The organism is Bradyrhizobium septentrionale (genome assembly GCF_011516645.4).
Taxonomy (GTDB): Bacteria; Pseudomonadota; Alphaproteobacteria; order Rhizobiales; family Xanthobacteraceae; genus Bradyrhizobium; species Bradyrhizobium septentrionale.
In genome coordinates this window covers 6862751-6879993 of record NZ_CP088285.1, presented here as the reverse complement: position 1 = coordinate 6879993, position 17243 = coordinate 6862751, and the positions used below count along the sequence as shown (strand labels likewise).

Here is a 17243-nt window from a genome sequence, read left to right as displayed (position 1 = left end):
ACGGGGAAACCATGACAGCACCACGCGATAAATTCGGCCGACCGATCGTTGTCGTGACCGGCATGGGAATCGTGACGTCGCTCGGCGGCGGCAAGACCGACAATTGGAAGCGCCTGACCGCGGGCGAGTCCGGCATCAAGACCGTGACCCGTTTCCCGCTCGACAGCCTGAAGACGACGATGGCCGGCGCCGTCGATTTCGTCACCGTCGACCCGTTCTCCTCGACCAGCCTGTCACAGCGTCTGGCCGAGATCGCGACCGAGGAAGCGCTGGAGCAATCCGGCATCGGCACCAAGGGCGACTTTCCCGGCCCGATGTTCCTGGCGGTCGCACCGATCGAGACCGAGTGGCCGCAGCGGCTCGAAATCGCGCGCGAGGTTCCGACAAAGGACTTTGGCATCATCGACTATCTGGCGACCTGCAGCGGCGGCAAGTTTGCGCACTTCCACCGGCGCTTTACGTTCGGCTCCGTCGCGCTCAGCCTGGCCGAGACCTTCGGCACCAAGGGATCACCGATTTCGCTCTCGACGGCTTGTGCGTCCGGCGCGACCGCGATCCAGCTCGGCGTCGAGGCGATCCGCCGCGGCGAAACCGATGCGACGCTGTGCATCGCGACCGACGGCTCGGTGAACCCGGAAGCCATGGTGCGTTTCTCGCTGCTCTCGGCCCTTTCCACCCAGAACGATCCGCCCCAGGGCGCCTCAAAACCGTTCTCGAAGAACCGCGACGGCTTCGTGATGGCCGAAGGCGCCGGCGCGCTGGTGCTGGAGAGCTACGAGGCCGCGATGGCGCGCGGCGCGCACATCCTGGGCGTCGTCGCCGGCTGCGGCGAGCTGACCGACTCCTTCCACCGCACCCGCTCCGCCCCCGACGGCAAGCCGGCAATCGGCTGCGTGCGCAAGACGCTTGCGGACGCCGGCATGGAGCCGCACCAGATCGACCACATCAACGCACACGGCACCTCGACGCCGGAAAACGACAAGATGGAATATCTGGCGACCGCGGCCGTGTTCGGCGAGCACACGCCAAATATTCCCGTGTCGTCGAACAAATCGGCGGTCGGTCACACCATCTCGGCCGCCGGTGCGGTCGAGGCGATCTTCTCGCTGCTGACGCTCGAGCATCAACGCATTCCGCCGACGATCAATTACGAGGTGCCCGACCCCGCGATCCCGTTCGACGTGGTCGGCAACAAGGCGCGCGACGCCAAGGTGACCGCTGTGATGTCGAACTCGTTCGGGTTCGGCGGGCAGAACGCCTCGCTGATCCTGACGCGCGAGCCGGCTTAGGCCGGCTCCATCGCCTCATCAGATGAAACGCCTGCTCCTTCGCGCCCGGGCGCGCCTGCGTGACGCCGCCAAGCCTGTGACGGGCGCTGCGATCGGCGCGCTGACGACCGGCCTGCTGCGAACCACGCGCTACTTCGATCCGGACAAGACTGCAAATTTCTTCGGTCACGCCGCGCATTTCATCGGCCGCAGGTTGCGCGAGGATCGCATTGGCCGCGAGAATCTCACGGCGGCCTTCCCGGAAAAGTCACCGGAAGAGATCGAGACGATCCTGACCGGGGTCTGGCACAATCTCGGCCGCATCGGTGCCGAATTTGCGCATCTCGATCGCATCTGGGACCACGACCCCGCGCATCCCGACAAGCCCGGCCGGGTCGAATTCTCCGGACGCAGCAAGCAATTGTTCGATCAGCTCCGCGACGACGGCAAACCGGCGCTGTTCTTTGCCGCGCATCTCGGCAACTGGGAGCTTTCTCCGCTCGCCGCCGCCGCGCATGGGCTCGAAGCCGTCGTTTTGTTCCGGCGACCGAACATCGAGGCCGCCGACCGCGCCATCGAACGGATCCGGGCCGTCAATTTGGGCACGCTGGTCCCGGCCGGCCGGGACGCGCCGCTCAAGCTGGCAAAGGCCCTGCAAGACGGCCAGCACGTTGCGATGCTGGTCGATCAGTATCTGACCAACGGCGTTCCCGTCACCTTCTTCGGCCGCAAGACCACGGCGAACCCGCTGCTGGCGCGCCTGCGCCGGCAGATCGACTGCCCGATCCACGGCACGCGGATCATCCGCCTGCCCGACGGCCGTTTCCGCGGCGAAGTCTCCGAGGAAGTGAAGCCGGTGTTCGACGCATCCGGCGAGATCGATATCCAGGGCACGATGCAGGCGATCACCGACGTGGTCGAAGGCTGGGTCCGCGAGTATCCGGATCAATGGCTCTGGTTGCACCGGCGCTGGCGGTAGGCCGGACTTCGCCATTGCCCGCGCGAACGCCCGTCACTTCCCCGTCTTCACCCGCGTCCACAGCCGGTTGATGATCCGCTGCGTCGCCGGATCGTGCGCCGTGATCACGAACAGCTTCTTCTGCATCGCCTCGTCGGGATAGATGTTCATGTCGTTGAAAATCTTCGGATCGATCAGCTTCTGGCTCGCCAGATTGCCGTTGGCGTAGGACAGGAAGTTCGAGTTCTTCGCCGCGACCTCGGGCCGGTAGAGATAGTTGATCAGCTCATAGGCCTCAGTGACATTCTTGGCATCGGCGGGGATCGCGAGATTGTCGAAGAACATCTGCGCCCCCTCCTTCGGGATCGTGTAGCCGATCTCGACGCCGGTGTTGGCTTCGGCTGCACGGCTGCGTGCCTGCATGATGTCGCCCGACCATCCGACCACGAAGCAGATCTCGCCCGAGGCCAGCGCGCCGAGATATTCGGACGAATGGAACTTGCGCACATAGGGCCGGATTTTGATGACGAGATCGGCGGCCTTCTCGAGGTCGGCCTGCTTGGTCGAGTTCGGATCGAGGCCAAGATAGCTCAGCGCCGCCGGCAGGATGTCGTCGGCGGAATCCAGCATGTGGATGCCGCAATCCTTGAACTTGGCGAGGTTCTCCGGCTTGAACACGATGTCCCAGCTGTCGATCTTCGCATCCGGCCCGAGAATCTTCTCCGCCATCTTGACGTTGTAGCCGATGCCGGTGGTGCCCCACATGTAGTTGGCGCCGTAATTGTTGCCGGGATCGTAGGTGGCGAGCTGACCGGTCACCACGGGCCATGCATTGGCGAGGTTCGGCAGCTTCGACTTATCGAGCTTCAGGAACACCTTCGCGGTGATCTGGCGCTGCAGGAAGTAGCCGGTCGGCACCACGACGTCGTAGCCCGACTTGCCGGCGAGCAGCCGCGTCTCCAGCGTCTCATTGGCGTCGAACGTATCGTAGACGACCTTGATGCCGGTTTCCTTGGTGAAGTCCTCGAGGACTCCCGGCGCCATGTAGTTCGACCAGTTGTAGAAGTTGACCGTACGCTCCTCCGCACCCGCAGAGGCGCCGAGTAGCAGAACCGTGGCGATCGCGCCGACGAAGCTGACGAGACGACGGTTCTGCTTCTGCATTCTGGTCTACCTCTTGCGGCGGTGCACGGCGTCGGACAGCCGCTCCAGCGCAGTGTCGAGCGTCGAGTCCTTCTTGGCGAAACAAAAACGCACGACAGACGTCACAGCATCCTGCTCGTAGAACGCCGACACCGGAATAGCCGCAACCTTGTAATCCTGCACAATTCGCCAGCAGAACTCGGCGTCGGTCTCGTTGAGCCCAAGTGGCGACAGATCGACGGTGAGGAAGTAGGTCCCCTGCGACTTCAGCACCGGAAAGCCGATGCTCTCCAACCCCTTGGTGAGGCGGTCGCGGCTGCGCGCCATGTCCTTGCGCATGTCGAGGAAATAATCGTCCGACTTGCCAAGGCCATACGCAACGGCCGCCTGCAGGTTGGGCGCCGTCGTGAAGGTGAGGAACTGGTGCACCTTGGCGGCGACCCGCAGCAGCGGCGGTGCGGCGCAGACGAAGCCGATCTTCCATCCCGTCAGCGAGAAGATCTTGCCGGCGCTGCCGACCTTGATGGTGCGGTCGCGCATGCCCGGGATCGTGATCAGCGGGATGTGCTCGCGGCCGTCGAACACCACATGCTCCCAGACCTCGTCGCAGATCGCGACCACGTCGAACTCCTGGCAGAATCGCGCCAGCAGTTCGAGGTCCTCGCGCGGATAGACCACGGCGGCCGGGTTGAGCGGATTGTTGAACAGCACCGCCTTGGTCTTGTGGTTGAAGACGCTGCGCAGCATCTCCTCGTTGAGCCGCCATTCCGGCGGCTCGAGCCGCAACAGGCGGGGAATGCCGCCGGCCTGGCGGATGATCGGCAGGTAGGAATCATAGACCGGCTGGAAGCACACCACTTCGTCGCCCGGCTCGATCATCGCCAGGATCGAGGACGTCAGCGCCTCGGTGCCACCGGAGGTGACCATCACCTCGGTCATCGGGTCGAGCTTGAGCCCGTGCCAATGACCGTAATGCGATGCGATCGCCTGACGAAGCTCCGGGATGCCCATCATCGACGGATACTGGTTGTAGCCGTTGACGGAAGCATCCGCGGCGGCGCGGCGGATGTCCTCCGGTCCGGGATCGTCGGGAAAGCCCTGGCCGAGATTGATGGCGTTGTTGTCGCGCGCAGCCTGCGACATCGCCTCGAAGATCGTGACGGGAAGGTCCGCGAAGACCTTGTTCATGGAGGTCATGTCAGCAATCAGCCGCCCGTCTTGGTCGGCAGTCCCGCCGCCTTCCAGCCGATGATGCCGCCAGCCAGATGCTTGTCGTAAGGCAGGCCCGCGGCCTGGGCGGCCAGCGAGGCCGTCACCGAGCGCTTGCCCGAGCGGCAGGCGAACACCACCTGCTTGCCCTGCGGATCGGGAATCGCGGCCGGATCGAACGTCGACAGCGCCACCACGACGCCATCGGGATAGGCCTCGACGGCAACCTCATTGGGCTCGCGGACGTCGACCAGGAGATAGCGGCCTTCCGCTATGCCCTTCGACACCTCGTCCGGAAACAAATCTTCCACTTTGTGGTCCGCCACGGAAATATCCTCCCGACAATCAGTTGGCGAGCGTCGCACGGCTCGCCGTTCCGGGCCGCAAAGTCGCCTCTTGCGCGGAGAAAATCAAGCGTCCGAAACGGGTTAGATGCTGCGCAGAAACGCTGGATCGTAGACCCTAGATCGTGACTTGCGTGCCGACCTCGACCACCCGCCCGGTCGGGATCTGGAAATAGTCGGTGGCGTCGTTCGACGAGCGGCTCAGCGCGATGAACAGATGGTCCTGCCAGCTCGGCATGCCCGAATGCGCCGCGGGCTTCAGCGCACGGCGGGACAGGAAGAACGAGGTCGACATGATGTCGAACTGCCAGCCGAGCTTGCGGGCGATCGCCAGCGTCTTCGGCACGTTCGGCTGTTCCATGAAGCCGAACTTCAGCGTCACTTTGGAGAAGGTCTCGCTCAGCTGCTCCATCCGCACCCGCTCGGACGGATCGATCCGCGGCGTCGGCGCGGTCTCGATGGTGAGGATCACGTTCTTCTCGTGCAGCACCTTGTAGTGCTTGAGGCTGTGCATCAGCGCGGTCGGCGCGCTGACGGGGTCGCTGGTCAGGAACACCGCGGTGCCGGAGACCCGCTGCGGCGGCCGCTTCTCCAGCATCTTGACGAGATCGTCGAGCGGGAATTCCAGCTTGCGCGATTTCTCGAACAGCAGCCGGCTGCCGCGCCGCCAAGTGTACATCACCAGGATCATGGCCCCGCCAAGCGCGAGCGGCACCCAGCCGCCCTCGAACACCTTGAGCAGGTTGGCGGCAAGGAAGGTGATGTCGAGGAACAGGAACGGCGCAACCAGCGCGGCGGCGGCGATCGGCGACCATTTCCAGACCCGCCAGATCACCACAAAGCCCATCATCGCCGTCACCACCATGGTGCCGGTCACCGAGATGCCGTAGGCCGACGCCAGCGCGCTCGATGAGCGGAACATCAGCACCAGCACGATCACCGCGATGAACAGGAAGCGGTTGATGCGCGGCATGTAGATCTGCCCGGAATGCGCCTCCGAGGTGTGGCGGATCTCGAACCGCGGCATAAGGCCGAGCTGGATCGCCTGCCGGGTCAGCGAATAGGCGCCGGTGATAACGGCCTGGCTCGCAATCACGGTCGCCATGGTCGCAAGCGCGACCATCGGGATCAGCGCCCAGTCCGGGAACATCAGGAAGAACGGGTTCTCGATCCCCTTGGGATCGCCGATCAGGAGCGCGCCCTGCCCCAGATAGTTCAGCGCTAGCGATGGCAGCACGATGAACAGCCACGCGGTCTGGATCGGGCGTTTGCCGAAGTGGCCGAGATCGGCATAGAGCGCTTCCGCGCCGGTCACGGCGAGGAAGACCGCACCGAGCGTGATGAAGCCGATCACGCCGTGATGCAGCATGAACGACACCGCAAGGATCGGGTTGAGCGCGTACAGCACCTCCGGATGCCGCGCGATCTGCGGCAGCGCCGCGATCGCAATCACGGCGAACCACACGCACATCACCGGGCCGAAGAACGCCGCCACGCGCGCGGTGCCGCGCGACTGCACCGCGAACAGCACGACCAGGATCACCACTGTGAGCGGGACGACATAGGGATCGAAGGTGGAGGTGACGAGCTTGATGCCTTCGATCGCCGACAACACCGAGAGCGCCGGCGTGATGACGGCGTCGCCATAGAACAGCGCGCCGCTGATGATGCCGAGCAGCACGATTGCGGCGCCGCCCTTGGTGACCGCGCGCTGCGCCAGCGCCATCAGCGCCAGCGTACCGCCTTCGCCGTTGTTGTCGGCGCGGAGCAGGATCACGACGTATTTCAGCGTGACGACGACGATCAGCGCCCACAGGATCAGCGAGAGCACGCCGAGCACCGCATGAGCCGTCACGCCGCCCTCGCCGCCGCTGGCCGCGACAATGGCTTCGCGCAGCGCGTAGAGCGGGCTGGTGCCGATGTCGCCATAGACGACACCGATGCTGCCGAGCATCAGCGCCTTGAAGGTGGCGGTGGAATGCGCCTCGCCATGGCCATTTGCCGCCGGCGCTTCCGCCGCGGTGATCGCACTCTCGGATGACATGGGAAGCTGCGCCTCTGTCTTCTGCCGCACCGCACAATGCCGGGTCGCAGGGCTATACTCCCGGCAGGAATGCATAGGTTAGCCCGGATTCAGGCCTCCGCCATGCATATCACGCATAGATCACAGCTTTTCAACTGTAGAATTCGTTGCCGCATCAAATAGTTACCTGGGTACCCACTTCAACCACCCGGCCGGTCGGGATCTGGAAATAGTCGGTGGCATCGTTGGCGGAGCGGCTCATCGCGATGAACAGATGGTCCTGCCATTGCGGCATGCCGGACTGGGCCGAGGGCTTGAGCGAGCGGCGCGACACGAAGAACGAGGTCGCCATGATGTCGAACTGCCAGCCGAGCTTGCGTGCGACCGCCAGCGCCTTCGGCACGTTCGGCGATTCCATGTAGCCGAAACGCAGCCGCACCGCGGTGAACTTGTCGCTGACCTTCTCCATGTTGACGCGCTCCGACAGATCGACGCGTGGCGTCGGTGCGGTCTCGATGGTCAGGATCACATTGTGCTCGTGCAGCACCTTGTTGTGCTTCAGATTGTGCAACAGGGCGGTCGGCACGAAACTGGGATCGCTGGTCAGGAACACCGCGGTGCCCTTGACGATGTGCGGCGGCCGCTTCTCCAGACTGTGAATCAGATCGCGCAGCGGCACCTCGATGCGGCGGGTCTTGGCGATCAGAATCGCGGCGCCGCGGCGCCAGGTCCAGATCATCGTCGCCATCACGGCGCCGAACAACAGCGGCACCCAGGCGCCCTCGAACAGCTTCAGCAGATTGGCGCTGAAGAAGGTCATGTCGACGATCACGAACGGCAGGATCAACGCCGCCGCCGACGCCGCGCGCCAGTTCCACAGCTTCCAGATCACGATGAAGCCCATGATACCGTCGGCGACCATGGTGGTGGAGACCGCGATGCCGTAGGCCGAGGCGAGCCCGCTCGAGGTGCGGAACAGCAGCACCAGCAGCAGCACGCCGATCAACAGCAGCCGGTTGACGCGCGGCAAATAGATCTGGCCGGCATGGGTCTCCGAGGTGTAGCGGACCTCGAAGCGCGGCAACAGCCCGAGCTGCACCGCCTGGCTGATCAGCGAATAGGCGCCGGTGATGACGGCCTGGCTTGCGATCACAGTCGCGGCGGTGGCAAGCCCGACCAGCGGCAGCAGCAGCACGTCCGGCACCATGCGGTAGAACGAGTTCTCGATCGCCGAGGGATCGGACAGCACCAGCGCGCCCTGCCCGAAATAGTTCAGGAGCAGCGCGGGCAGCACGAAGAACAGCCAGCCGGACTGGATCGGCTTGCGGCCGAAATGCCCGAGATCGGCATACAGCGCCTCGCCGCCGGTCACCGCGAGGAACACCGCGCCCAAGGTCACGAGGCCGATGGTGCCGTGGGTCAGCATGAACTGGAGCGCGTAATACGGATTGATCGCCGCCAGCACCGACGGATCGTCCGTGATGTGGACCAGCCCCATCACCGCAAGCCCGGCGAACCACAGCACCATCACCGGCCCGAAGGCGGAGGCGACGCGGGCGGTGCCGGAGCTCTGCACCGAGAACAGCAGGACGAGGATCAGGATCGTCAGCGGCACCACATAGTGCTCGAGATGCGGCGTGGCGAGCTTGAGACCTTCGACCGCCGACAGCACCGAGATCGCCGGCGTGATCATGGAATCGCCGATGAACATCGAGGCGCCAACCACGCCGAGCGCGAGCAGCGGCCAGCTGCGCCGTCCGATCGCGCGCTGGCCGAGCGCCATCAGCGACAGCGTGCCGCCCTCGCCATTGTTGTCGGCGCGCAGCAGCAGCAGCACGTATTTCGCGGTGACGACGGTGAACAGCGCCCACAGGATCAGGCTGAGCACGCCGAGCACCATGATGCGGGTGACCGGCTGGCCATGCGCGGCGCCGCCGACCGCCTCCCGGAATGCGTAGAGCGGCGACGTCCCGATATCGCCGAACACAACCCCGATGCTGCCCAGTGTCAGGGCCCAGAAGCCGGAGGTGCCTTGGCCCGTTCCTTGGCCCGAGCCTTGACCCTCCTGGGCTTCGGTGGATGAGACGCTGGCAGCCATGGCGAGATTAGAACGCCCGATCGGTTGATTTTGATCCGCGCGGCTATCGACGCTTCCGCTCCGCGTGTCAACCGCGCAACATTACGAGCTTGACGGTAGCATGTAACCCGGAGCTACGGCTTCAGATCCGGCGGCAGCGGCGGATTTTCCCGCATCAACGTGATGGTCACGCGACGGTTGGCCGGCAAGGTCGGATCGTCGGGAAACAGCGGCTGGCCGTCAGCTTTGCCGGAAACCGCGAAGATATGGGACGGCGGCAGCCCTTCCCGCTCCAGGATCTGCCGCACCGCATTGGCGCGGTCCGCGGACAGGTCGAAGGCGTCGTAGTCGCTGCGCGCCGGCACGAAGCCTGCGGCTGTATGCCCCACGATCGCGACCCGCAGCGGCGTCGCCTTCAAGGGAGCTGCAAGCCTCTGGATCAGCCGGCGGGTGCGTTCATAGGGCTCCCTGGAACCATCGGCGAACATCGAGCGGCCGTCCTGGTCGACGATCTCGAGGTTCAACCCCTCCTTGGTCTCCTCGAACATGATGTTCTTGGAGATCTCGGTCAGTTCCGGCATGTCCTGCAGCGCCTGCCGGAGCGAGGCGGAGGCCAGCGCGAATTCGCGGTCGATCTTCAGCCGCGCGCCGTTGATCTGGCTGCGCTCCTTCTCGTCCGGCGTCGGATTGGCCGAGGACTCCTCCGGCGAGATGTGCTCGACATTCTTCAGCTTCGGCCGGGTCGGCAGGCCGTCGGATTCGACGACGCCGGAATAGCGCACATCGGTCTGCACGCCGAAGGCGTCGCGCATCGAGCCTGCGACGATCTTCAGCTTGTTGTTGTCCATGGTGGAGAACGCGACGAGCATCACGAAGAAGCTCATCATCAGGCCCATCAGGTCGGCGAAGGTCACGAACCAGCCGTGACCTCCACCGTGAGCGTCGCCGCGCTTTTTCTTGGCCATCGCTGCGTTTCCCGAAAGCGCCGGCCGGTCAGGCCGGGACCGGCTCGCCTTCCTCGTTGCGATGCTTCTCCGGCAAATAGGCGAGCAGCATCTCGCGCACCAGCGCCGGGCTCTTGGAGTCGCGGATCATCAGGATGCCGTCGATGATCAGCGTGCGGTTTGTCTCCTCGTCGAGCAGCTTGCCGTGCAGCTTGTCGGCGATCGGTAGGCAGAACAGATTGGCGACCAGCGCGCCGTACAGCGTCGCGAGCAACGCGGTCGCCATGAACGGGCCGAGCTTGGAGGGGTCGGTCATGTTGGCGAACATCTGCACCATGCCGATCAGCGTGCCGATCATGCCGAACGCCGGTGCGCAGTCGCCGATCGCGCGATAGATCTTGCTGCCCTCGTCGAGGTGCATCAGGAAATTGTCGCGGTCGCGTTCCATGTTGTCGCGGATAAATTCGAGGTCGTAGCCGTCGGCGACGTAGCGGATGCCCTTGGCAAGGAACGGCTCGTCGGTCTCGACCTTCTCGAGGCCGACCGGGCCCTGCTTGCGGGCGATCTCGGCGATGCGGGCGAGCTCGTCGACGAGGTCGCGGGCCGACAGCCGGCTCATGGTGAAGGCAAATTTGGCGCCGAGCGGCAGGCCGTGCAGCATCACGCCGAGCGGAAAGCGGATCATCGTCGCCGCGATCGAACCACCGAAGATGATGATCATGGCGTGTTCGGAGATGAACATGTGCAGGTCGCCGCCCATGAACATCATCACCGCGATGACGATGATGCCGGCCAACAGCCCGGCGCCTGTCATGATATCCATGAAAAACTCCAACGCGAACGCAACCCGCCTGTCCTGGACGGCGCGCAGCCCAAGGCGGGCCGCGTGGAAAAACCCTAACGTTAATGCCATTAAGGACGCGTTACCGAATTTGGTAGGGATAACAACGGGTAAACGCCGGTCTTTTCGTGATGTCGTTGAAGATGCTGGCTTTCCGCATGCGACGCCGTCGCTGCATGCGGAAAAGCCCTCCCCGTAGAACAACGGACATGAGATAGGTTGGCTCAGAGGAAGCCAACCAATGAGCAGGACAGGATGAAGGCGGTCGTCGTCGAGCAATATGCGCCCATCGATCAGATCGGGTTGAAGGAGATCGCCAGCCCCGAACCCGGTCCCGGTGAGATCCGCGTCCGGGTTCACGCCGCGAGCATCGGCTTCGTCGACGGGCTGAAGGTCGAGGGCCGCTACCAGACCAAGGATCCCCTGCCCTTTACGCCCGGCGCGGAATTCGCCGGCGTGGTCGATGCGGTCGCGAGCGACGTCACCGGCATCGCGCCGGGCATGCGGATGATGGGCGCGGCGCGCTCGGGGGCGCTGGCCGAGCAGATCGTGGTGCCGCCTGCCGCCGTCGAGATCATGCCCGACGGCCTGACGATGGAGGCCGCCGCCGCCTTCCGCACCAACTACCTCACCGCGCTCTATGCGCTCGGCGAGCGCGGCCGGCTGCGATCCGGCGAACAGTTGCTGGTGCTCGGCGCCGCCGGCGGCACCGGCGTTGCCGCGATCCAAATCGGCAAGCTGCTCGGCGCGCGGGTCATCGCCGCGGCCTCGACCGAGGAGAAGCGCAGCTTCGCCGCAAGCTTCGGCGCCGATGCTGTCGTCGACTACACGCGGCCCGATTGGCGCGACGCGCTGAAGGACGCGACGGGCGGCGATGGCCCCGACGTGATCTTCGATCCAGTCGGCGGCGAGGTCTCGCTGCAGGCGTTCCGCTCGATCGCCTGGAACGGCCGCCATGTCGTGGTCGGCTTTGCGGCCGGCAGCATCCCCGCGCTGCCGTTCAATCTGCCGCTGTTGAAAGGTGGGCTTCTGATCGGCGTCGACGCCGCCCAGATCGCGCGCCGCGAGCCCGAGGCGCAGACGCGCGTGATGACGCAATTGTCGGCATGGCTGAACGACGGCCGACTGACGCCGGTGGTCGGCAAGGTGTTCGCGTTTGAGGATTTTCGCGACGCATTCACCACGATGCAGACCCGCGCGGCGCTGGGCAAGATGGTGGTGCGGATCGGGTAGCGGAAGAGGCACCGCAGTCATGTCATCGTAGCTGTGTCGTCCCGGCGAAAGCCGGGACCCATAACCACAGGGTTCTGTTGTTGAACACGCTGTGGCCCCAGCGTCGCTCGCATAATTGCCATTCGTGGTTATGGGTCCCGGGTCGCGCTTCGCTTGCCCGGGACGACACTGAAATTGTCGCAGCGTTTGTGACATGACCCATGCATCGGCATTCTCGCGACATGAATCGTCCGAGTCTTGCCTCTCGTTTGCCCTCTCCTTGAACAGAGGGCGCAGGGAAAGCCGGGTGCCGATCGCACCCATGGGCCCGAGCAAAAGGTAGAAAGCTCGGGGGTAGGACCACAGGTGTAACCGGAGCAATCCGGCTTTCCCTGCGCGATGGGTTACGGCTTACTTCGTGCTCTCCCCGGCGAGACTGGGCTTGCTTGTCACCGCCTTCGCAACACGCCATCGCGTGTTGCGACGAGACACCTGCCGCTAGGGCGTCAGGACCACACGACTTCGCCGTCCGCCTTACGCGCACTCGTCGACTGCGCGCTCGGCGTCCACCGCATCCCACACCGCGTTCGTGACGATCGCGAAGCGCCCCTCGATCGGGTGAGACGGCGGCATTAGACTGCTGAGTTGGGGGCCGCGTCAAGAGAAATTTCCGAAAAAACGAAATCCCTCTGTCGCCGGAGACTGGCGGGTTATGCCGGGTTGCCCGCTGTCGAGGCCGCTGCGAACGTACCAGCAGGCCGGCATGTCCGGCATTATCACACGTTATTGTCGCCGGGTTCCGTGCCGCCTACGGTCTGCCGAAAACGGCAGCGGGCGGGAAAAAATGCAGGACATGCTGACGCATCTCGAGAAACTTCGCACCGACGCTGCGGAGTGCGCCCTGATCCGCGACCTGACCACGGACATCCAGAAGCGCGAGTTGTTCACCAAGCTTGCCGAGCATCTTGCGGCGCTCGCGGCGGAAGTCGAGAAGACCATAGCCGCGGCCCGCAAGGAGGGCGCGGCTGGCTAGCGGGGCATCCGCATCAATCCGGGACGTCCGCTTGTCCGCCAACAGCGATGCAGAAGCGACATTGCACGAGGTCTGAGCAGGGCCAACAGGCGACACTCGCGAAATGAAAGAGGCCGCCAACTGAAGCGGCCTTAGTGAATAGCTCCCAATTTCTTTGGCTCGGCGCTCTTATGAGCGCCAGCCGCTACCGCTAGTCGCAACGGCGGATCCTGCGGACCGAACCGTCGTCGCGCTCGATCGTGACGGTGCGGCATCCACCGCGATATCCGCGATCATATCCGTAGGCGCGATAAGCGGGTCGATCGTAGTCTCGGTAGTAACGCCGCTCGGGGCCCACGACTACGCCGCCGAGCGGAGTTTCAACGGCAACTTGAGCCGACGCGGGTGCAATGGAGATCGGTGTGGCGACCGCGAAACCAGCAACCGCCAGCACACCAGCCAGTAACAGAGTTCTCATACCCGTTCCTCCTGAGTTATCGCATTGCTTTCCAACATCTCAGGTAGGGCAAGGTTCCTGCACGAAATTCACCCAAACGGCGGGCGGCTCGGACTTAGGTCGCCCGCCTCGGATCGATACGGACAGTAGCCCACGCGCATGTTCCTGAACCAAACAAATACCGACCGGACTCTCTGTTGAGGGTCAAAACCCGGCAATACTCTGATTGAACAGAAAGGCTCTGCTTAGACCCCAAAAGCTGACGTCTGCACCTCTTTGGGCACACGCCTTGGGTGTTTGGACAAAAATGCAGGACATGCCGACCATGCAGGCTCATGATCCAAGTCGACCCATGATTTGTCTCATCACGTGCGAGCTGACTCCGCACGCCCGTGCAGCATTTCGATAGCCTGCTTGAAGTCGGGCGTATCGTGCCCTTCGGTGAAGCAGTCACAAGTCGACCTTAGTAATTCCTGCGCTTGGTCACGCTTGCCAATGCGACCCCACAAATCAGCGAGATGGATAGCAGTGCGCAATTCGAGGACCTTGGCGCCTTGTAAGGCCGCAAAATCAAGGGAACGCTTCAATCCTGCTTCGACCATTTCTTCGGTTTGGCCTGTTTCCCGCATCAGCAGCGCGCGGTTCAGAAGCAGGCGATCCAAATAGAAGGATTCGCCGATGTTTGACGCGACGTGAATCGCCCTTTCTACTTCGCTCAGACCTTCCTGATATCTTCCAATCACCAGGTGGATTTCGGCGATAACCCCGTAAGCGCGAGATAGAACAATTCGGTTACCGGTCCGCTGCAGTAAGCCGGTGCCCTCAGTTGCAAGTGCAAGACCTTCTTCCGCTCTGCCGGAATATGCCAATGCCCAGCCGCGATAGATCAGTCCCATCGCACGCGGCAGCGGAAGTCCGTATTGCTCGGCGAGGTTCAGGAGTTCCGCCGTGTTTGCAGTCACGCCGAGAACATCCCCGCGTGTCATCTGCGATTCAATGACGAACCAAAGGCCGTGCATAAGAGTGGGCTCATGGTTGAGCCTCCGGGCCAACGCCAAGGCCTGATCAGCCCTGTCCTTTGCTTGTGCCGTATAACCGAGACTCGAACAGAGTTGTGAAGCGATCGCCAAGCCGCAAACGGCAGGGTCATGTCCGAGATACAAGAACCGGTGATGCGCGTGGCGCTGCTCATCATAGAGCGCCAATCCAGCATCGATATGTCCGAGAGCGTCCTTCATTGCCCCTCGTCCCCAACGCACGGGCCACGCTGTGTGATGTGCTTGCAGCAACACCTCCTGGCTGTCCAAATCCTGCGCAATCCTGAGCAGATTGCGCGACACTTTCTCAGCTGCATCCAGCCGGCCATTGGCATAGTGGAATAGCCAGAGGTTTGCGATGGAGGGTGCGATCTCCGGTGAACTGTCGAGCTGATGGCCCACTTCAGTGGCCCGTTCGACAACTTCGCCGACTTCGGTCGCACCCCAGCCATGGACGCTCATCAACGCCGGCGCGAGCTGCGACAAGATCGCGAGCTCGATGCCCAGGCGGTCACTCGTTTGCGGATGCCCCTCTAGCAGGGCCAGCGCGCGACGAAAGTGAGCCACCGCTTCGCGATTGTTCGCCCTTCGAGCAGATTGTTCTCCAGCCTTCCGCCAATAGGCTATCGCTTCGGCTGGTCGGTCGGCTTGTTGCAGATGAAAGGCGACGATCTCCGGCGCAGCGCTGTCGGTGGTTCCGCCGGCCAGCATTGCATTGGCGATGCGTGCATGGATATCCCGCCTCGAAGTCCGCAGAAGCGTGGAATAAGCGGCATCTTGCACAAGGGCATGCTTGAAAAGGAAGGCGGCCTGAGGAAGCGATGCGCTCTGGAAGATCAGTTCCTTCTCGACCAGCCGGGCAAGGGCATCCTCCAGGTAGACAGGAGGGCGCTCCGACGCCGCCGCAAGAAGGTTGTATGAAAACTCGCGCCCGATCGCCGCGCCAAGCTGGGCGATCTCCTTCGCTGCCTTCCCCAGGCAGTCAAGACGTCCAATTAACGAGGCCTGCAAAGTTGAAGGGATACGACGGTCGGGTGTCGACGGGGCGGAGCCGTTGCTGACGACATTGGCGTCTCCGACTTCGAGCACAGCTCGCGTCACTTGCTCGAGGAACAGCGGCACACCGTCTGACCGATCGATGATTTCCTGCACCACTCCCTCGGAGAGCGGCGCATTGGTGCGTTCGATCTGCCGCACGAGGGCGACCGAATCTTCCGGCGAAAGCCGCGGCAGCGGCAGCGATGTCACATGAGATTGGCTTGCCCAAGACGATTGAAACTCCGTTCGAGACGTGACGAGCGCCAGAATCGGCAATTGCCGCAGCTGCCGAACGGCGAGATCCAGCCATTCGCGCGAGGTCGGGTCGATCCAATGGACATCCTCAAAGATTAACAGGACCGGCTGGCGCCTTGCCGCGCCAACCGCGTAACGCAAAAGAGCTTCCAACGTCTTTTCTTTCGTGCGCTGCGGTGAATAGTCCATTGCACGGTCGTCATCCGACCGCGGCAGCGCGAGCAACTCTGCAATCAAAAGGACATCCTCGGCCACGTCGGAGCTGGACGTGACTAGCGTTTCAATCTTGTTGCGCTTGGCTTCTGGAGTATCTTCATGTTTGAAGCCCGCCGCCCGTTCCAGGCAGGCGATGATGGGGAAGAGCGCGCTGTCGCGAGTATGGGGTGCACAAAAAAATTGCAGAATGGTGTGGGGCTCGGACCGAAGCTGTTCGGCGAATGTCGCTACAAGATGCGACTTTCCCAGTCCCGCCTCGGCCGAGACCTGAACCACGCGGGTCTCACCACTTTTTGCCAATCGCCAGTAACGTTTGAGCAGTTCGATTTCTGCCTCGCGTCCGACGAACGTCATCGTGCCTGCATGAAGAGCTTCGAACCGGCTTTCAGCTGCGCCGGCCCGCAGCACTGCCCATGACGGCACAGGTTTCGGAATGCCTTTGAGGTCCTTTGCTTCGAGTTCTTCAAGATCAAACAGCCTGCCGAGTTGCTTTCGGGTGCTTTCGGCGATGACAACCATTCCGGGCTCCGCCACGCCTTGCAATCGCGCCGCTAGATTCGGTGTTTCGCCGACGATGCCGCGTTCGCGCGCTTCGTCTGTCTCAATCAGGTCGCCGACGACGACCAGGCCGGTTGCGATGCCTACGCGCGTTTGCAACGGGACCAGCGTCTTGAGTTCACAGATCGCCGCGACAAGCTCCAACCCCGTCCGAACGGCGCGCTCCGCGTCCTCTTCATGGGCTTCCGGATAGCCAAAGTAGGCGAGCACGCCGTCTCCCATGTATCTGGCAACAAAGCCACCAGAGCGGCGGATGATCTGCGTGACGCAATTTTGGTAAGATGAGATAATGTCTCTGAGATCTTCGGGGTCCAGGCGCGTGGAGAGGGCTGTCGAGCCTACCATATCGGAAAACAATACTGTGACCTGGCGGCGCTCAGCGATCTCCCGCGGTTGCGGCTCGGACGGGCTGGCGGGTGCGGGTGATGCTGTTGCGATCGCGAGCCGGCCAATCGCCGCGAGCATTTTCCGTCGATGTCCGAGGAGAATGCCAAGTTCCTTGAGATCCTGATCGGTCAGATGCGGAAGTACCGAGATGTCGATGCCATTCTCGGCGAAGCGCTGCGAATACTCGGACAGGCCGATATCTTCCAGCCACTCGGCGATTTGCTGCATCTCCGCCCCCGTGTCGGTAGCCGGGCTCGATCGACC

The 17243-nt window shown here is 63.3% G+C and carries 12 protein-coding genes; 4 read left to right on the top strand and 8 right to left on the bottom strand.

The genetic code is table 11. From position 1 onward, the window contains the following. The first annotated feature begins 11 nt into the window (after positions 1 to 11). Together HAP48_RS34290 and HAP48_RS34285 are read left to right on the top strand one after the other, a co-directional pair. Positions 12 to 1289 (top strand): beta-ketoacyl-ACP synthase, encoded by a 1278-nt coding sequence (locus HAP48_RS34290; protein ID WP_166204237.1) that lies wholly within the window; start codon positions 12 to 14, stop codon positions 1287 to 1289. A gap of 22 nt (positions 1290 to 1311) precedes the next feature. Beyond that, the gene (locus HAP48_RS34285) at positions 1312 to 2247 is read left to right on the top strand and encodes a lipid A biosynthesis lauroyl acyltransferase (protein ID WP_166204236.1); all 936 of its coding nucleotides are present in this window, start codon (positions 1312 to 1314) and stop codon (positions 2245 to 2247) included. 33 nt (positions 2248 to 2280) lie between these two features. On the opposite strand, the gene HAP48_RS34280 is transcribed toward HAP48_RS34285, so the two are convergent. The 7 genes from HAP48_RS34280 to HAP48_RS34250 all read right to left on the bottom strand — a co-directional run bounded on the left by HAP48_RS34280 (position 2281) and on the right by HAP48_RS34250 (position 10789). Continuing rightward, on the bottom strand, positions 2281 to 3390 hold the full coding sequence (locus HAP48_RS34280) for a polyamine ABC transporter substrate-binding protein (protein ID WP_166204235.1): 1110 nt from the start codon (positions 3388 to 3390) through the stop codon (positions 2281 to 2283). Positions 3391 to 3396: 6 nt separating this feature from the next. Continuing rightward, on the bottom strand, positions 3397 to 4566 hold the full coding sequence (locus tag HAP48_RS34275; RefSeq protein WP_166204234.1) for an aminotransferase: 1170 nt from the start codon (positions 4564 to 4566) through the stop codon (positions 3397 to 3399). Between the two features lie 8 nt (positions 4567 to 4574). After that, on the bottom strand, positions 4575 to 4904 hold the full coding sequence (locus HAP48_RS34270; protein WP_166204233.1) for a rhodanese-like domain-containing protein: 330 nt from the start codon (positions 4902 to 4904) through the stop codon (positions 4575 to 4577). Between the two features lie 136 nt (positions 4905 to 5040). Then, positions 5041 to 6966 (bottom strand): potassium transporter Kup, encoded by a 1926-nt coding sequence (locus tag HAP48_RS34265; RefSeq protein ID WP_166204232.1) that lies wholly within the window; start codon positions 6964 to 6966, stop codon positions 5041 to 5043. Between the two features lie 154 nt (positions 6967 to 7120). Then, positions 7121 to 9043, bottom strand: a complete 1923-nt coding sequence (locus tag HAP48_RS34260) for a potassium transporter Kup (RefSeq protein ID WP_166204231.1) — start codon at positions 9041 to 9043, stop codon at positions 7121 to 7123. 113 nt (positions 9044 to 9156) lie between these two features. Next, the gene (locus HAP48_RS34255) at positions 9157 to 9987 is read right to left on the bottom strand and encodes an OmpA/MotB family protein (RefSeq protein ID WP_166204230.1); all 831 of its coding nucleotides are present in this window, start codon (positions 9985 to 9987) and stop codon (positions 9157 to 9159) included. A 28-nt stretch (positions 9988 to 10015) separates the two neighbouring features. Next, a complete protein-coding gene (locus HAP48_RS34250; RefSeq protein ID WP_029078588.1) occupies positions 10016 to 10789 on the bottom strand; it encodes a motility protein A in 774 nt (257 codons plus the stop codon). Between the two features lie 273 nt (positions 10790 to 11062). On the opposite strand from HAP48_RS34250, the gene HAP48_RS34245 reads away from it, so the two are divergent. Both HAP48_RS34245 and HAP48_RS34240 read left to right on the top strand, forming a co-directional pair. Continuing rightward, positions 11063 to 12040, top strand: a complete 978-nt coding sequence (locus tag HAP48_RS34245) for an NADPH:quinone oxidoreductase family protein (RefSeq protein ID WP_166204229.1) — start codon at positions 11063 to 11065, stop codon at positions 12038 to 12040. An 823-nt stretch (positions 12041 to 12863) separates the two neighbouring features. Next, positions 12864 to 13052 carry a hypothetical protein gene (locus HAP48_RS34240; protein WP_166202813.1) on the top strand — a complete coding sequence of 63 codons (189 nt, stop codon included), beginning with the start codon at positions 12864 to 12866 and terminating at the stop codon, positions 13050 to 13052. Positions 13053 to 13853: 801 nt separating this feature from the next. On the opposite strand, the gene HAP48_RS34235 is transcribed toward HAP48_RS34240, so the two are convergent. Then, on the bottom strand, positions 13854 to 17207 hold the full coding sequence (locus tag HAP48_RS34235) for an adenylate/guanylate cyclase domain-containing protein (RefSeq protein ID WP_166204228.1): 3354 nt from the start codon (positions 17205 to 17207) through the stop codon (positions 13854 to 13856). Positions 17208 to 17243 lie beyond the last annotated feature (36 nt).